This window comes from Nonomuraea sp. CA-141351 (assembly GCF_050944675.1).
In the GTDB taxonomy this organism is placed as follows: Bacteria; Actinomycetota; Actinomycetes; order Streptosporangiales; family Streptosporangiaceae; genus Nonomuraea.
On the sequence record NZ_CP191982.1, the window covers coordinates 10,586,252 to 10,600,198 of the forward strand.

Below are 13,947 nucleotides of genomic sequence, written 5' to 3' on the forward strand. Positions count from 1 at the left end.
TGCTTACACGATTCCTGCGAACTTGTCGGCTTCCCGAGCATGCTCACGCTGCTGGCCGGCGAGCAGGAGGCGGCCGCCTGCACATCAACCCCGTGCTGGTCATGACCAATGGTGAGACGCTGACAGCCGACAGCCGCGCCCGGCTCGCCGCCGCGTTCCACACCAGGGTCCGAGCCAGCTACGGCTGCACCGAGTGCGGCTTCCTCACGTTCAGCTGCGCCCACGGCTGGTACCACGTCACCAGCGACTGGGCCGTGGTCGAACCGGTCGATGTCGACTACCGGCCGGTCCCGCCTGGCCGGCAGTCGCACACCGTGCTGATCAGCAACCTGGCCAACCGCATCCAGCCGATCCTGCGCTACGATCTGGGCGACAGCGTCCTGCTCCGCCCCGACCCGTGCCCGTGCCCGTGCGGCAGCCCACTTCCCGCTCTTCAGGTGCAGGGCCGCGCCGCCGACGTGCTCACCTTCCCCACCGAGCGCGGTGAGCACGCCGACATCTCCCCCATGCTGTTCGGCACCCTGCTGGACCGCGTTGCCGGGATCGAGCAGTTCCAGGTCGTCCAGACCGCGCCCTCTACACTGCGCGTGCGCCTGCAGCCCGAGAACAACGCCGACCCCGACCGCGTGTGGCAGGCGGTGCGCGGCGAGATCGCCCACCTGCTCACCGAGCACAAGATCGACCACGTCGCGCTGGAGCGCGCCAAGGAGCCGCCGCAGCAGTCACCCGGCGGCAAGTTCCGCCGGGTCATCCCGCTGGCCCAGCCGTGACAACCTCGGCTCGTCCGCGTTCGTATCGCCGCGAGTACTCACCCGTCCTCCGGCCAAGAGCCTCAGGCCAAGGACCTTCCGACCAGGAAAGGGAACAACCGTTGACAACGACACAGCAAGGAATTGTTCCGCTCGCGCGGATGCCGCTCAGCGGGAAGGTGGCGATCGTGACCGGGGCCGGGTCCGGGAAGGGAGCGGCGTCCACGGCGACGCTGGCCGCCCAGGGAGCCCGGGTGTACTGCGCCGACATCGACGCCGAATGCGCCGAACAGACGGCCGAGGACATCGCGGCGGCCAAGCGTCCGGGCTGCAGGTGGACGTTGCCTCGCAGGACAACGACGCGATGGTCCACGAGACGGTGGCCCGCCACAGCGCCGTGCACGTGGCGCACCTCAACGCCGGGACGGGGCAGTGGGCGGGTGCTCGATTACCCGCTGGAGGAATGGGACCGCACGATAGCGGTGAATCTGCGCGGTGCCCTGCTCGGCCTGCAGGCGGCGGTGACGACGCTCATCTGAAGTCTTCGGCGAGCGTCATCAGGGCAGGCTCGTGGCGCGGCCGCTGAGTCCTGATTGTCCGAGTGTGGTCGTCGGCCTTGTTGCGGTGAGTGAATACTAGTCCCGTGGACAGGGGATGGATGAAGGTCCTGGATGGCTTCCTCGGCGAGCACCGCCGCGAGTTGTGGGCGTTCTGCTATCAGATGTTGGGCTCTCCGTTCGATGCTGAAGACGCCGTCCAAGATGTGCTTGAGCGGGTATGGCGAGCGCGGGGTGACTTTGACGCCGAAGTAGGGAGCGTGACCGGATGGGTGTTTCGGATCGCTCGGAATGTCTGCGTGGATCGGCTTCGGAACGCGAGCCGCCGTACGCTGCCGCGCGATCTCAGCGATCCGGGATTCGAGGTGGGCGCCCCTCTGGTCCCTCGGTTCGACACCCCGTGGCTGCAGCCGGCCCCGTCAAGCTGGTTGGGCGAGGATGGCATCGGCGATGCTGTGGTGCGGGGCAGCGAAGTCCGGTTGGCGTTGACGGCTCTCCTACAAGCGCTGCCGGCCCAACAGCGCGCGGTCTTCATTCTGCGTGAGGTGCTGGGTTACTCCTCGGCTGACGCTGCCGCCGCACTCGGCACCTCAGTACCTGCGATCAACTCCGCACTCCAGCGCGCTCGAGCTCGTCTCTCACAGACGCGAACGGATGGCCGCCCTGAGCAACGAGGCATCGAAGCCGCACTGGTCGAGCAGTACGCCCGGGCCTTCGAAGCGGGGGACGCAGAGGCACTGGAGCAGCTGGTAACAGCGGATGTCGTCTTCGAGATGCCGCCAGTTCTACAGTGGTTGCGCGGCCGAGTTCCGTACCGGGCATTCATGGAAGACCTCTTCCGCCGGCGTGGCGCCCGCCGGCAGACGCGTTCCATCTCGGCCAATCATCAACCAGGGCTGCTGCTCTATCACGTCACCGACGACGGTGTGCAGCCCAACACGCTCCATGTGCTCACGGGGGGAGCGGACGGCCTGCTGTCCCACCTGCTCGTCTACCGGGACCCGAAGCTGTTCGCGCTCTTCGAGCAGTAGCGATGAGTTCGAGGGCTCTCATTCGTAGGTAGCGGTAACCGAATTAGGAGGGTTACCGCTATGCGGAAAGTGATCGAGTACGTTCTGGCCTCGGCGGACGGTGTCGTTGAAGACCCGGTGGGCATGGGAGTGGCCGAGTACCAGGATGAGGCCTATCTGCGGGACGGTCTGGGTCTGCTGACGGCCTGCGACGCGATCCTGTTCGGGCGCCGCATCTACGAAGCGTTCGCGGAACTGTATGACGGTCGCACAGACCACAAGCCGATGTGGGCCGACCGACTCACGACGATCCCGAAGTACGTGTTCAGCTCGACGCTTGAGAGGGCCGACTGGAACAACTCGATCATCGTTCGGGGCGATGCCGTTGCCGAGGTGGCCCGCCTCAAACAGCAAGACGGGGGAAACCTGCTGCTTCTCGGTCACGGCCAGTTCGGGGAGGCTCTTCTGCGAGAGCAGCTGATCGATGTCATCGACCTCACGGTTTACCCCTTCATGGCCGGGAGCGGGAAGCAGTTTTTTCGGGAGGGGCAGGATGCCAAGCTGAGGCTCGCGGGCGTGAAGACCTTTTCGAAGATCGTCAAGCTGACCTACGAGATGCAGAGATGAGGCCCCAGGGTTGGCCCTCGTGCTCTTCGACCGCACCGTGATGATCGCCGTCCTCGACCCCGGCGGGCACGTCAAAGTCCTGCTGCGCCAGGACGACGCCGGCTACCCACGAGTCGCCATCGCCATCGCCAAAGCATGGGGAGCGCTGGGCATGGGCCAGTCGGGTCACTTGACAGCGATCTTGTAGTGGGTGCGCATGTCAGGTGGCGGATGTCCTGAGCGGAAGTCCTGTGTGGTGGGCGCCGATGACGACGCCGATCAGGACGGCTGTCTCGTCGCCGTCGTTGCGGCAACTGTGAGCAACGCCGTTGAGGATGAGCCAGTCGCCGGGGCGGAGATGCACCTCGGTCTGGTCGAGGACGAAGACGGATTCTCCCGTGAGCTGCATCATGCAGTCCATGGAGGCGGTGGCGTGCATGGCAGACGAGCCGGGCAGGTCGCCATGGCCGCCGGGCGGGTTGGGGTCGTGGACGAAGGGGTGGGATTCGTCGGCGGCCTGGCGCATCAGTTCGGCGGCCTTGGCCGGGTCTCGGCCGAGCAGGTCGTCGGGGTTGAAGCGGGGCGGCAGGGTGAAGACGGTGATGTGGAAGCCGCCCGGCTGAGGTAGGAGCGGGCCGGTGAACGGCGGCGGTGCGCCGTCGCTAGGGAGGGTGACGGTGGCGTCGCCGGCCCAGATGGACCATTTCTGCCCGAGGTCGGGGGCGAACGGTTCGACGTGGTCGTCGCTGACGACGACGCCGGTGCCGCTGGGGTCGTGTCCGGTGACGACTCTGCGGATTTTCAAGATTCCTCCTGGAGGATGCCGAGGGCTTGGGCGAGGAGTTCGTGGGGCATGTCTTGTCCTCCGCTCTCCGCCCAGCGGGTGAGAGCGGTGGTCGCGGCGGCCAGGCAGGCGCTGGCGACGACTTGGAGGTGGAACTCGTCGTACCGGCCGTCGTTGAGCGCATCGACAATGGCCTTCTGGGTCTGGTACTCGTTGTCCAGCCAGCGGGCACGCAATGCGGGGGTGGCCAGCCCGAGCTTCAGCCGAGCCAGCAGCATGTCGAGCTCGGCAGGCGGCGTCTGGGCCAGGCTCTCGACCAGCGTGTCGCCGATGCGCCGTAGCAGCGGCTGGTCGGCAGGCTTGGCCTGGACGCGGGCGGCCAGGGCAGGGTCGAACTCGTCGGACAGGACGAGGTCTTCCTTGGTCGGGAAGTGGCGGAAGACCGTCATCGACGAGACGCCCACTGCCTGGGCTATGTCGGCCACGGCTGTTTCGTCGTAGCCGCGCTCCTGGAACAGTCGCATCGCGTGTGCCTGGATCTCCTGCCGGAGAAGCGCCTTGCGGCGTGCCCGGAGACCATCCTTCATGTGTTAGAGAGTAACATCTTGAGACTCTCTAACACAATCGGGAACCATCCACGGGAATCAAGGCGCCAGGGTGGCTATGGCCAGCCATGGGTGCAGTCACTTGGCCTCACAACATGGAGTTGTCAGCGTGCGCTGAGTGAATGCACCAGTCGTGGCGGCTGCGGCGTACGCCATCGATTTCCCTTGAGCGCGCCGACGAAGAAGGTCGGCACCGTCGGCCCTGACCTTGCCCAGCCAGGGGCTGGTGTGCCGCAAGCGCGGCTCAGCGGTCGGAAAGTGCCAGGCGCAGGCCGAAGGCGATGAGGATGCCGCCGGTGACCGCGTCCAGCGTCCGGCGGACCCGCGACCGGTCGAACAAGGCGCGCATCTTGTCGATCAGAAGGCTGTAGACGGTGAGCCAGGCGAAAGTGAGCAGGCTGAACAGCAGCCCCAGCCCCAGCATCGTGACAAACGCACCCTCCCCCGCCGGCGCGAACTGCGGCAGCAGACTCATGAAGAACGCCGCCATCTTCGGATTGGCGAGGTCGTTGACGAGACCCTGACGCAGCGATCTAACCGGGGTCAGGCGGAGCTCAGACTGGTCAGCGGCCTGCGCCGCATGACCCCGCCACGCCGCCCACAGGGACTGGACGCCGAGGTAGCAGAGATAGGCGGCACCCGCCACCTTCATCACCAGGAACAAGGGCTCCGACGCCTGGATGAGCCCGGCGATGCCGAGACCGGCGGCCAGGGTCCAGACGGCCTGTCCAGCGGCCACCCCGCCAGCCGTCCACACACCGCTGCGGCGGCCGCCGGAGAACGCGTTGCGTACCGTCAGCGCGGTATCGGGGCCAGGGGTGCAGATGACCGCGAGGGAGAGTCCGAGGAACGCAACCAGGTGAATCCACATATACCCGAATATGCCAACATTCTTGCCGATCTGCGCCGGTCCGTGCCACGGAATCGCTCAACGCAGCACCGGCACCTGGCCGCGAGCATCAGCCTGCCGTAGTAGACGCAGCTGCGGAACCCCCGAGAGATTTACGGAGACGGCCACTTAGGAGAGAGTTCCCTCGATGCCCCAACCGTCCGCAGCACTGTCGTATACGCAGAGAGTATCACCAGGCGTGTCCATAAATGGATCATCCAACCACCACACTCTTCCAATGACCTTGGCCTTGCTGATGGTGGCGGTGAGGGTCTCCAGGGTGAACCAGGCGACCCGCAGGTCTTTCTCGATCGCGGCGTGGGCGAGGGCTTCGACGAAGTGGGACTTGCCGGTGCCGGACGGGCCGGCGATGACGAGGTTCTCGGCGCGGCCACCATTCCAGGGTGGCCAGCGCGTTTTGGGTGGGTTCGCCGATGGAGGACTGCGCGGACTGCCAGGAGGCCAGTGTTTACCGGTGGGGAAGCCGGCCGCGGTGCGGCGCTGGCGGCGGGTGGCGGCGTCGCGGCTGATGACCTCCTCGCTGATCAGCACGCGCAGCACTTCGGCCGGGTCCCAGCGTTGCGCGCGGGCGGTGGCCAGCACATCGGGCGCGGCTTTGCGCAGGTAGGGCAGACGCATGCGGCTCAGCAGCCGATCCAGCTCATCGGACAGGGCCGGTGCGGCGGGGGTGGTCACGGGGTGGGACTCCTTTGAAGAGGTTGCGGTTCAGAGCAGGCGAGCCGCCCGGACCTGCAGGCGGAGGCCGGGCAGCTCGCCCCCGGGGACACCCCGGGCCGGGATCTGTCGGCCCAGGGCTTGCCAGCTGCCAGGAGTTGTGCCGGCGTCTGAAGGTGGTCCCGTCAACGGGCACGCTCAAGGTCGAATACGTTCACCGCTACCGGTTCCGCACCCCGGCCGAAGCCCACCTGAAGATCGCCACCTGGATCGCCGACTTCTACCGTCTCCACACATGCCGGAGATCGACAAACAAGGCGGCAGGCGCTGCGGCCATCAGATCTCGCACGATAGGGAGCCAGGTTCACCACGTGATACGGAGCCCGCGAAACCGGGCAGTCAAGATCACACCTTGACCCGGCAGAAGTCAGAACTCGCCATAACGTGCCCCAGAATCCTCCAGGCGTGCCCTTCTTCCAGCACTTCCATGGGATGGCGTTGGCAATCGAGCCCGAAACGGCGGTCAGGACGGCCCGGCCATGTGCCGGAACGGCGCCGAAGAGCAACCAGCGAGCAACCAACCGCGCGCCTCGGCATCGTCTGAAACGGTCCGTGGGACTCCGAAAATCGAGAAACCCCAGGTCACGGACATGACCTGGGGTTTCTTATGCGTGCGCCGCCAGGGACTCGAACCCCGGACCCGCTGATTAAGAGTCAGCTGCTCTAACCAACTGAGCTAGCGGCGCTTGCAGAGAGGAATATACCGGTGATCCCTATGTTGGTCGAATCGGTATCAGGTCGGCCCGTCCGGCTAGAATAAAGTTCGGCCACGAGCTCCGGCAGACAGGATCATCGATGTTCGACTCCCCCGACGACGTGACGGAGCGGCTCGCCGCCGTGGACTACCTCTCCGACGACGCCATCTCCACGTCGGTGTTCCTGGCCGCGGCGCTGGGCAAGCCGCTGCTGGTCGAAGGACCGGCGGGCGTGGGGAAGACGCAGCTGGCCAAGGCGGTGGCCATGGCGACCGGGGCCGAGCTGATCAGGCTGCAGTGTTACGAGGGCCTCGACGAGGCCAGGGCGCTGTACGAGTGGAACTACAAGAAGCAGTTGCTCAGGATCCAGGCCACAAGTGCCGACGATGACATCTTCTCCGAGGAGTTCCTGCTGGAGCGGCCGCTGCTGAAGGCGATCAGGGCCGCGGGGCCCACCGTGCTGCTCATCGACGAGACCGACAAGGCCGACGTCGAGGTCGAAGGGCTGCTGCTCGAGCTGCTGTCCGACTTCCAGGTGACGGTTCCGGAGCTGGGGACCATCGTCGCGACGCGCCGGCCGTACGTGGTGCTCACCTCCAACGCCACCCGCGAGCTGTCGGAGGCGCTCAAGCGGCGCTGCCTCTACCTGCACCTCGAATACCCCACCCCCGAGCGGGAGCGGGACATCGTGCTCAGCCAGGTCCCGGGCATCCGGGCCGACCTCGCCGAGCGGCTCGCCAGGACTGTCGCGACGCTCCGTGCGCTCGAGCTGAAGAAGGCGCCGTCGGTGGCCGAGACCGTGGACTGGGCGAACACGCTGCTCGCGCTCGGGCGGGAGGAGCTGGACGAGGCCACCGTGGCGGGCACGCTGGGCGTGGTGCTCAAGCACGCCTCCGACCAGACGCGGGCGGTCAAGGAGCTGGGGCTGCCGGATGTCGCTGGTCGATAGACATGTCGGGTTCGTGCAGGCGCTGCGCGAGGCCGGGATACCGGTGTCGGTGGCCGAGGGGCTGGATGCCGCGCACGCGCTGCGGGTGATCGAGCTGAGCGATCGGGAGTCACTGCGTGCCGCCTACGCGGCGACGCTGGTCAAGAAGCCCGCGTACCGGCCGGGGTTCGACGTGCTGTTCGACCTGTGGTTCCCGGCGTCGACGTCCGGCATGTACGCCCCACGCGCACATACGCTGATGAATCCGGAGAAAGCCTCTGTCGAGGAGCTCCGCGACCACCTCGCCCGGCTCCTGACCGGCGGCACCGACCAGGAGATGCGCGAGTTCGCCCAGGCCATGGTCGGGCGCTTCGGCCGCCAGCCCACGACGAGCCCGGGGCGGCAGAACTGGTTCTCCTACAGCGTCATGCGCGCCCTCTCCCCTGAGACGCTGATGGCCCGCATCCTCCAGAACGTCCTCCAGGGCCAGGAGCGCGGCGGCCTGGCCGAGAAGAACGTGCGCCGGCGCGTCTACGACAACACCAGGCGCTTCGAGGACGCCGTGGCCACCGACGTGCGCCGCCGCATCGCCGAGGACTCGGGGATCGAACGCATCGCCCGTTCCGCCGTGCGCCCCCCGCTCGACCAGATCGACTTCCTCCGCATCACCAAGGCCGACCTGGCCCGGCTGCGCCGCGAGGTGTATCCGCTGGCCAGACGCCTGGCCACGCGCCTGACGATCAAACAGCGGAAGGGGCGGCGCGGCCGGCTCGACTTCCGCAGGACCATGCGGGCCTCCCTGCAGAGCGGCGGCGTGCCGCTGACCACCCATTTCCGGCCCCCGCGCCCGCACAGGCCCGAGCTGGTCATCCTCTGCGACACCAGCGACTCGGTCTCGTCGTTCGCGCACTTCACGCTGCTGCTCACGTACGCGCTCAGAGAGCAGTTCACCAAGGTGCGCGCGTTCGGGTTCGTGGACACGGTGGACGAGATCACCAGGTTCTTCGTCCCGGGCGCCGACGTGGTCGAGGCCATGACCAGACTGGCGAACGAGGCCGACATGGTGCGCTTCGGCCGCACCAACTACGGGCACTCGCTGGAGCGCTTCGCCGAGCGGTACGGCGACGCCATCGGTCCCAAGACCTCACTGCTGATCCTGGGCGACGCCCGCTCCAACTACCAGCCGCCCGCCCTGGACGTGCTCAGGTCGCTCGTGTCCCGCTCGCGCCACGCGTACTGGCTCAACCCGGAGCCCACGGCGCAGTGGGACACGGGAGACTCGGTCGCCAGTGAGTACGGCACGGTCGTCCCGATGTACGAGTGCCGCAACGTCGCCCAGCTCACCGCCTTCATCGAGACGCTCGCCTGAGCGCGCCGGCCGGTTTCGCCCGGCGCGTCAGGTGCGCTGGAGCTCCCTGGCCGCGGTGCGGGCCAGCAGCTCGATCTGCTCGTCGTTGAGCACGACGCCGTCGGCCGACTTGATCACCTTGGCCGCCAGCCGCGGCTTGAGCAGCGTCAGCCCCTCGGCGCCCACGATGCCGCCCTTGGGCAGCAGCCCGCAGTGGACGGCGAGCATGGGCGTGATCGTCACCGGGATGCGCGTCTCGCGGGTGAGCAGCTCGGCGAACGCCTCGGCGGTCTCGACCAGCGGCTTGGCGGTCTTGCTACCGTACTTCTCGCCGAAGAACAGCCTCCCGCCGTAGCAGGCGATCTCGGTGTCGGGGCTCCAGGACTCGTTGTCGATGATCCACACGCCGCCCGGGCCGATCACCAGATGGTCGATGGACGCCTGGCCGCGGATGGCTCGGCCGTCGAGCACGCTGTAGCCGTGACGGCTCAGCGACCTGCGCAACATCTTCCCGGTGATCGCCTCGCCGCGTCGCGCGCCGCGCCAGACCGCCGTCGCGTGGAAGGAGCGCCAGTCGAGATACCAGTCGCCGCCGGCCACGATCCCAGCCATGATCAGGCCGAAGAACGGGGACGCTCCGGCAAGGTCGAACCTGAGCCCGAGCGCGAACCCGACCACGAATCCCACGGCGGCCTTGACGTACCTGGATCTGCGCCGGCTGGGGGCGTCCTCCCGCCAGAACTTCTCGTACCACCACTGCGGGGAAGACCCTGTGTACTTCTCATTTGGTTGCACGTAGATAGAGCCACCGGGCACGGCAAACTCCCCGAATGTGTAGATGTGTTGCAGGATCTGCCACGCCGAAGATCCCTCGCCGGTCAAGAGATACCCGCCTCCTGACCAAGGCGAGCCTAAGGTGACGTAATTAGTACCCGCAAGACCAGCAAATGACCTGAACCGACCAGTCGGTATGCTAGGGCAGGTGACAAAGGGGGACCATGTGAAAGACGAACCGGTCAGACAGCGGTTGCTCGCCGAGGCGACCCGGCTGTTCGCCGAGCGCGGCTTCGAGGGCACCTCCGTTCAGCAGGTGGTCGTGGCGGCCGGCGTCACCAAGGGCGCCATGTACCATTACTTCGACTCCAAGGACGACCTGCTGCACGAGATCTACGCCCGGGTCCTCCGCATGCAGATGGAACGGCTGACGCGGATCGCCGACGGCCCGGGCGACGTGCGGCAGCGCCTCTACAAGGCCGCGGCCGACGTCGTGGAGACCACGGCCGCGAACCTCGACGACTCCAAGATCTTCTTCAGGTCGATGCACCTGCTCGCCCCGGAGACCCAGAAGACCGTACGCGCCGAGCGCCGCCGCTACCACGAGCGCTTCCGCGACCTCGTGGCCGAGGGGCAGCGCGAGGGCGTCTTCAGCGACCGGGTCCCGGCCGAGCTGGTCGTCGACTACTTCTTCGGCTCGGTGCACCACCTGGGCACGTGGTTCCACACGGAGGGGCCGCTGACCGGCGCCCAGGTGGGCAGGCACTTCGCCGACCTGCTGCTCACCTCACTCGGGGCCGGGCACGTCGGCAAGTGAGGCCAGCGCCGCACGGTGGTCGCCGGGCGTGCCCAGCGCGATCTCCGAGGCTTTCGCGCGCTTGAGATAGAGATGTACGGGGTGCTCCCATGTCATGCCGATGCCTCCGTGCAGCTGCAGGGCCTCCTCCGCCGCGTGCACGGCGACGCCCGCGTTCCACGACTGGGCCACGGCCACGGAGATCGCCGAGCCGTCGGTCGCGGCGCTCCTGGCGGCGGCCCTGGCCCTGACCACGTCCAGCCACAGGTCGGCCAGCCGGTGCTTGATCGCCTGGAAGGAGCCGATGGGCCGGGCGAACTGGTGGCGTTCCTTGACGTAGGCGAGCGTCGTGTCGAGGCACCATTCGGCCACCCCGAGCTGCTCCGACGCCAGCAGCCCCGCCCCGGCCCTCAGCACCGCCGCCAGGTCGCACTCCCCCACGTCCCGGGCGGGCGTGCGGTCGAAGGCGACGGTCGCGACCGGCCTGGTCAGGTCGAGCGACGGCACGACCTCGACGACTGCCCCCTCCTCCACGGCGTAGAGCCTGCCGCCGACGGGTGCCAGCAGCACGTCGGCCACATCCGCCCCGGCCACGCCGGTGACGGTCCCGGTCAGCCGCCCCTCCTCGACCCGCACGGATGCGCCGAGCCTGTACGGGTTCGCCGCGAACGGCACGGCGAGCGCGGCGGTCTTCCTGCCCTCTGCCAGCTCCCCCAGCAGGGCGTCCCCGCTCGGCAGCAGCGCGTACGTGGCCAGCACGGAACTGGTGAAGAACGGCACCGGCGCCACTCCCCTGCCGAGCTCCTCCAGCACGACGGCCGCCTCGCTCGCCGACGCCCCGGCGCCACCGTGCTCCTCCGGGATGAGCAACCCGGCCACCCCGATCTCGCCGGCCAGCGTCTTCCACAGGTCCAGGTCGTAGGGTTCGGACTCGATCCGCTTGAGCACGGCGGCGGGAGGGCACCTGTCGGCGAGCAGCCCGCGCACCGCGGCCCTCAGCTCCTCCTCGACCTCTGAGTAAAGAAGGCTCATCGCGGCAGGTCCTTCCAGGGCACGTCCTTGTCGACGCGGGGCTCTGAGGGCAGGCCGAGCACCCGCTCGGAGATGATGTTGCGCAGGATCTCGGAGGTGCCGCCCTCGATCGAGTTGCCCTTGGCCCGCAGGTAGCGGTAGCCGGAGCCGCGGCCGTAGAAGTCGACGTCCTCCGAGCGGCGGAACGTCCAGTCGTCGTAGCCCAGGTCTCGCCCGAACTCCACCTCGAACCCGGACAGCGCCTGGTTGAGCTTGGCGAACGACAGTTTCATCCCGGATCCCTCGGGCCCCGGCTGACCCGCGGCGAGCTGCTCGCGCAGCCGTGCCCCGGAAAGGCGGGTGACCTCGGACTCGACCCAGAGCGACAGCAGCCGCTGGTGCAGGTCGTGGGTGCGCAGTTCGGGGTGCGCGCGCCAGGAGTCGAGCACGACCCCGACCATGCCGCCGCCCCGCCGCACGGGAGCGCCGCCGATGGCGACGCGCTCGTTCATCAGCGTGGTCTGCGCGACCCGCCAGCCGTCGCCGACCTCGCCGAGACGCAGGTCGTCGGGGAGCCGTACGCCGGTCAGGAAGACCTCGTTGAACTCGGCCTCACCGGTGATCTGCCGCAGCGGCCGCACCTCGACGCCCGGCGCCTGCATGTCGCAGACGAAGTACGTCATGCCGCGGTGCTTGGGCACGTCCGGGTCGGTACGCGCGACGAGGATGGCCCACCTGGCGTGATGGGCGCCGGACGTCCACACCTTCTGGCCATCGACGACCCATTCGTCCCCATCCCTCACGGCGCGGGTCGCGAGCGTGGCCAGGTCGGATCCGGCGCCGGGTTCGCTGAAGAGCTGGCACCAGATCTCCTCCCCCGTCCACAACGGCCGCAGGAAGCGACGCTTCTGCTCCTCCGTCCCGAACGCCAGGATGGTCGGAGCGGCCATCCCCAGCCCGATGCCCTGGACGCCGGAGTTGATCTGCGGCGTGCCGGCCAGCTCGCGCTCCACGACCTGCTGCGACTCCCGCGACGCGCCCAGCCCGCCGAGCCCTTCGGGGAACCACACCCAGGCCAGCCCCGCGTCGAATCTCGCCCGCAGGAACTCCAGCCGATCTCCGTCCGGGTCGTGCTCCGCGAGGAACGCCGCGACCCGCTCCTTGATGTTCACATCCACTTCTTCAGCTCCCGGTGGGCCAGAGACCGCTTGTGCACCTCGTCGGGGCCGTCCGCCAGCCGCAGCGACCGGGCGCCCGCCCAGAGCCCCGCCAGCGGGAAGTCCTGCGAGACACCGCCCGCGCCGTGGACCTGGATGGCCTTGTCGAGAATCCACTCCACGGTCTGCGGGGTGGAGATCTTGATGGCCTGGATCTCGGTGTGCGCACCCTGGTTGCCCACCGTGTCCATGAGCCAGGCGGTCTTGAGCACGAGCAGGCGCATCTGCTCGATCTTGATGCGGGACTCGGCGATCCAGTCCTGCACGACGCCCTGCTGGGCGATGGGCTTGCCGAACGTGGTCCTGTCCAGCGCGCGCCTGCACATGAGCTCGACGGCGCGCTCGGCCATGCCGATCAGGCGCATGCAGTGGTGGATGCGGCCGGGCCCGAGCCTGGCCTGCGCGATGGCGAAGCCGCCGCCCTCCTCGCCGATGAGGTTCTCGACGGGTACGCGTACGTCCTCGAACTCGATCTCCGCGTGGCCGCCGTGGTCGGCGTCGGTGTAGCCGAACACGTGCATGCCGCGCTTGATGTGCAGCCCCGGCGTGTCGCGCGGCACCAGGACCATGCTCTGCTGGCGGTGCTTGGGCGCGTCGGGGTTCGTCTTGCCCATGACGATGAAGATCTTGCAGTCGGGGTTCATCGCGCCGGAGATGAACCACTTGCGGCCGTTGATGACGTACTCGCCGCCGTCGCGAACGATGGAGGTGGCGATGTTCGTGGCGTCGGAGGAGGCCACGTCGGGCTCGGTCATCGCGAACGCGGAGCGGATCTCCCCGTCGAGCAGCGGCCGCAGCCACTCCTTGCGCTGCCACTCGTTGCCGAACATGGACAGGACCTCCATGTTCCCGGTGTCCGGCGCGGCGCAGTTGGTGGCCGTCGGGGCGATGGTGGGGCTCCGGCCCATGATCTCCGCCAGCGGCGCGTACTGGAGGTTCGTCAGCCCGGCGCCGTGCTCACCCGGGAGGAACAGGTTCCACAGACCCCGCTTCCTGGCCTCGTCCTTCAGGTCGGCCATCAGCGGCGGGGGGCTCCAGCCACTGGTCGCCGCCTGCTCCTCGAAGGCGGTCTCGGCGGGATAGACGCATTCGTCCATGAAGCTCAGCAGTCGTTCGCGCAGGTCCTCGGTGACGCTGTCAAAGGCGAAGTCCATGGCTGTGAGCCTACCGACCGGCCGGTATGAGTGTCGACAGGTGGTTCTCCGCAAAAACCGGCATGTGGCCCTAATCGCGACTTCACGGG

Annotated in this window: 16 protein-coding genes and 1 tRNA gene; 8 read left to right on the top strand and 9 right to left on the bottom strand. The window is 68.0% G+C overall.

Annotated elements, in window-relative coordinates:
• The first annotated feature begins 101 nt into the window (after positions 1-101).
• The 5 genes from ACQPWU_RS49650 (at position 102) to ACQPWU_RS49670 (ending at position 3,130) form a co-directional block, all read left to right on the top strand.
• Positions 102-770 (top strand): hypothetical protein, encoded by a 669-nt coding sequence (locus tag ACQPWU_RS49650; RefSeq protein ID WP_433433400.1) that lies wholly within the window; start codon positions 102-104, stop codon positions 768-770.
• A 101-nt stretch (positions 771-871) separates the two neighbouring features.
• Entirely contained in the window at positions 872-1,288 is a 417-nt protein-coding gene (locus tag ACQPWU_RS49655; protein WP_433433401.1) for an SDR family NAD(P)-dependent oxidoreductase, read from the top strand.
• Between the two features lie 119 nt (positions 1,289-1,407).
• Positions 1,408-2,337 carry an RNA polymerase subunit sigma-70 gene (locus ACQPWU_RS49660; protein ID WP_433433403.1) on the top strand — a complete coding sequence of 310 codons (930 nt, stop codon included), beginning with the start codon at positions 1,408-1,410 and terminating at the stop codon, positions 2,335-2,337.
• Positions 2,338-2,397: 60 nt separating this feature from the next.
• Positions 2,398-2,943 carry a dihydrofolate reductase family protein gene (locus ACQPWU_RS49665; protein WP_433433405.1) on the top strand — a complete coding sequence of 182 codons (546 nt, stop codon included), beginning with the start codon at positions 2,398-2,400 and terminating at the stop codon, positions 2,941-2,943.
• A 19-nt stretch (positions 2,944-2,962) separates the two neighbouring features.
• Positions 2,963-3,130 (top strand): heme-binding protein, encoded by a 168-nt coding sequence (locus ACQPWU_RS49670; protein ID WP_433433407.1) that lies wholly within the window; start codon positions 2,963-2,965, stop codon positions 3,128-3,130.
• A gap of 12 nt (positions 3,131-3,142) precedes the next feature.
• On the opposite strand, the gene ACQPWU_RS49675 is transcribed toward ACQPWU_RS49670, so the two are convergent.
• The 5 genes from ACQPWU_RS49675 to ACQPWU_RS49695 all read right to left on the bottom strand — a co-directional run bounded on the left by ACQPWU_RS49675 (position 3,143) and on the right by ACQPWU_RS49695 (position 6,621).
• Positions 3,143-3,727, bottom strand: coding sequence for a hypothetical protein (locus tag ACQPWU_RS49675; protein WP_433433409.1), 585 nt, complete (start codon positions 3,725-3,727; stop codon positions 3,143-3,145).
• On the bottom strand, positions 3,724-4,293 hold the full coding sequence (locus tag ACQPWU_RS49680; protein WP_433433410.1) for a TetR/AcrR family transcriptional regulator: 570 nt from the start codon (positions 4,291-4,293) through the stop codon (positions 3,724-3,726). Before ACQPWU_RS49680 ends, ACQPWU_RS49675 begins: the two co-directional genes overlap by 4 nt.
• A 262-nt stretch (positions 4,294-4,555) precedes the next feature.
• Positions 4,556-5,182 (bottom strand): LysE family translocator, encoded by a 627-nt coding sequence (locus ACQPWU_RS49685; protein ID WP_433433412.1) that lies wholly within the window; start codon positions 5,180-5,182, stop codon positions 4,556-4,558.
• 147 nt (positions 5,183-5,329) lie between these two features.
• Entirely contained in the window at positions 5,330-5,896 is a 567-nt protein-coding gene (locus ACQPWU_RS49690) for an ATP-binding protein (RefSeq protein ID WP_433433414.1), read from the bottom strand.
• A 651-nt stretch (positions 5,897-6,547) separates the two neighbouring features.
• Positions 6,548-6,621: transfer RNA gene (locus ACQPWU_RS49695), tRNA-Lys, on the bottom strand.
• A 109-nt stretch (positions 6,622-6,730) separates the two neighbouring features.
• Here ACQPWU_RS49695 and ACQPWU_RS49700 point away from each other — a divergent pair.
• Together ACQPWU_RS49700 and ACQPWU_RS49705 are read left to right on the top strand one after the other, a co-directional pair.
• Entirely contained in the window at positions 6,731-7,579 is an 849-nt protein-coding gene (locus ACQPWU_RS49700; RefSeq protein WP_433433416.1) for an AAA family ATPase, read from the top strand.
• Complete coding sequence (locus tag ACQPWU_RS49705) at positions 7,563-8,927, top strand: vWA domain-containing protein (protein WP_433433418.1); 1,365 nt, start codon at positions 7,563-7,565, stop codon at positions 8,925-8,927. The genes ACQPWU_RS49700 and ACQPWU_RS49705 overlap by 17 nt, the downstream gene beginning before the upstream one ends.
• 27 nt (positions 8,928-8,954) lie before the next feature.
• Here the strand turns inward: ACQPWU_RS49705 and ACQPWU_RS49710 are convergent, their stop codons facing one another.
• Complete coding sequence (locus ACQPWU_RS49710; RefSeq protein ID WP_433433420.1) at positions 8,955-9,722, bottom strand: nuclease-related domain-containing protein; 768 nt, start codon at positions 9,720-9,722, stop codon at positions 8,955-8,957.
• Between the two features lie 154 nt (positions 9,723-9,876).
• Between ACQPWU_RS49710 and ACQPWU_RS49715 the strand changes: the two genes are divergently transcribed.
• Positions 9,877-10,497 (top strand): TetR/AcrR family transcriptional regulator, encoded by a 621-nt coding sequence (locus ACQPWU_RS49715; RefSeq protein ID WP_433433422.1) that lies wholly within the window; start codon positions 9,877-9,879, stop codon positions 10,495-10,497.
• On the opposite strand, the gene ACQPWU_RS49720 is transcribed toward ACQPWU_RS49715, so the two are convergent.
• From ACQPWU_RS49720 to ACQPWU_RS49730, 3 genes are read right to left on the bottom strand one after another with little or no spacing between them, the layout of a single operon-like run.
• Complete coding sequence (locus ACQPWU_RS49720; RefSeq protein WP_433433423.1) at positions 10,468-11,508, bottom strand: acyl-CoA dehydrogenase family protein; 1,041 nt, start codon at positions 11,506-11,508, stop codon at positions 10,468-10,470. The genes ACQPWU_RS49715 and ACQPWU_RS49720 overlap by 30 nt on opposite strands.
• Positions 11,505-12,665: an acyl-CoA dehydrogenase family protein gene (locus ACQPWU_RS49725; protein ID WP_433433425.1), complete on the bottom strand. Its 1,161-nt coding sequence runs from the start codon at positions 12,663-12,665 to the stop codon at positions 11,505-11,507. The genes ACQPWU_RS49720 and ACQPWU_RS49725 overlap by 4 nt, the downstream gene beginning before the upstream one ends.
• On the bottom strand, positions 12,656-13,858 hold the full coding sequence (locus ACQPWU_RS49730; RefSeq protein WP_433433427.1) for an acyl-CoA dehydrogenase family protein: 1,203 nt from the start codon (positions 13,856-13,858) through the stop codon (positions 12,656-12,658). Before ACQPWU_RS49730 ends, ACQPWU_RS49725 begins: the two co-directional genes overlap by 10 nt.
• Between the last annotated feature and the right edge of the window lie 89 nt (positions 13,859-13,947).

Excerpts from the sequence above, each read along its gene's own strand:
- ACQPWU_RS49715 (WP_433433422.1), top strand. The coding sequence starts at position 9,877 with ATGCTAGGGCAGGTGACAAAGGGGGACCATGTGAAAGACGAACCGGTC.
- ACQPWU_RS49730 (WP_433433427.1), bottom strand. The coding sequence starts at position 13,858 with ATGGACTTCGCCTTTGACAGCGTCACCGAGGACCTGCGCGAACGACTG.
- ACQPWU_RS49720 (WP_433433423.1), bottom strand. The coding sequence starts at position 11,508 with ATGAGCCTTCTTTACTCAGAGGTCGAGGAGGAGCTGAGGGCCGCGGTG.
- ACQPWU_RS49660 (WP_433433403.1), top strand. The coding sequence starts at position 1,408 with ATGAAGGTCCTGGATGGCTTCCTCGGCGAGCACCGCCGCGAGTTGTGG.
- ACQPWU_RS49685 (WP_433433412.1), bottom strand. The coding sequence starts at position 5,182 with ATGTGGATTCACCTGGTTGCGTTCCTCGGACTCTCCCTCGCGGTCATC.
- ACQPWU_RS49700 (WP_433433416.1), top strand. The coding sequence starts at position 6,731 with ATGTTCGACTCCCCCGACGACGTGACGGAGCGGCTCGCCGCCGTGGAC.
- ACQPWU_RS49705 (WP_433433418.1), top strand. The coding sequence starts at position 7,563 with ATGTCGCTGGTCGATAGACATGTCGGGTTCGTGCAGGCGCTGCGCGAG.
- ACQPWU_RS49665 (WP_433433405.1), top strand. The coding sequence starts at position 2,398 with ATGCGGAAAGTGATCGAGTACGTTCTGGCCTCGGCGGACGGTGTCGTT.
- ACQPWU_RS49650 (WP_433433400.1), top strand. The coding sequence starts at position 102 with ATGACCAATGGTGAGACGCTGACAGCCGACAGCCGCGCCCGGCTCGCC.
- ACQPWU_RS49680 (WP_433433410.1), bottom strand. The coding sequence starts at position 4,293 with ATGAAGGATGGTCTCCGGGCACGCCGCAAGGCGCTTCTCCGGCAGGAG.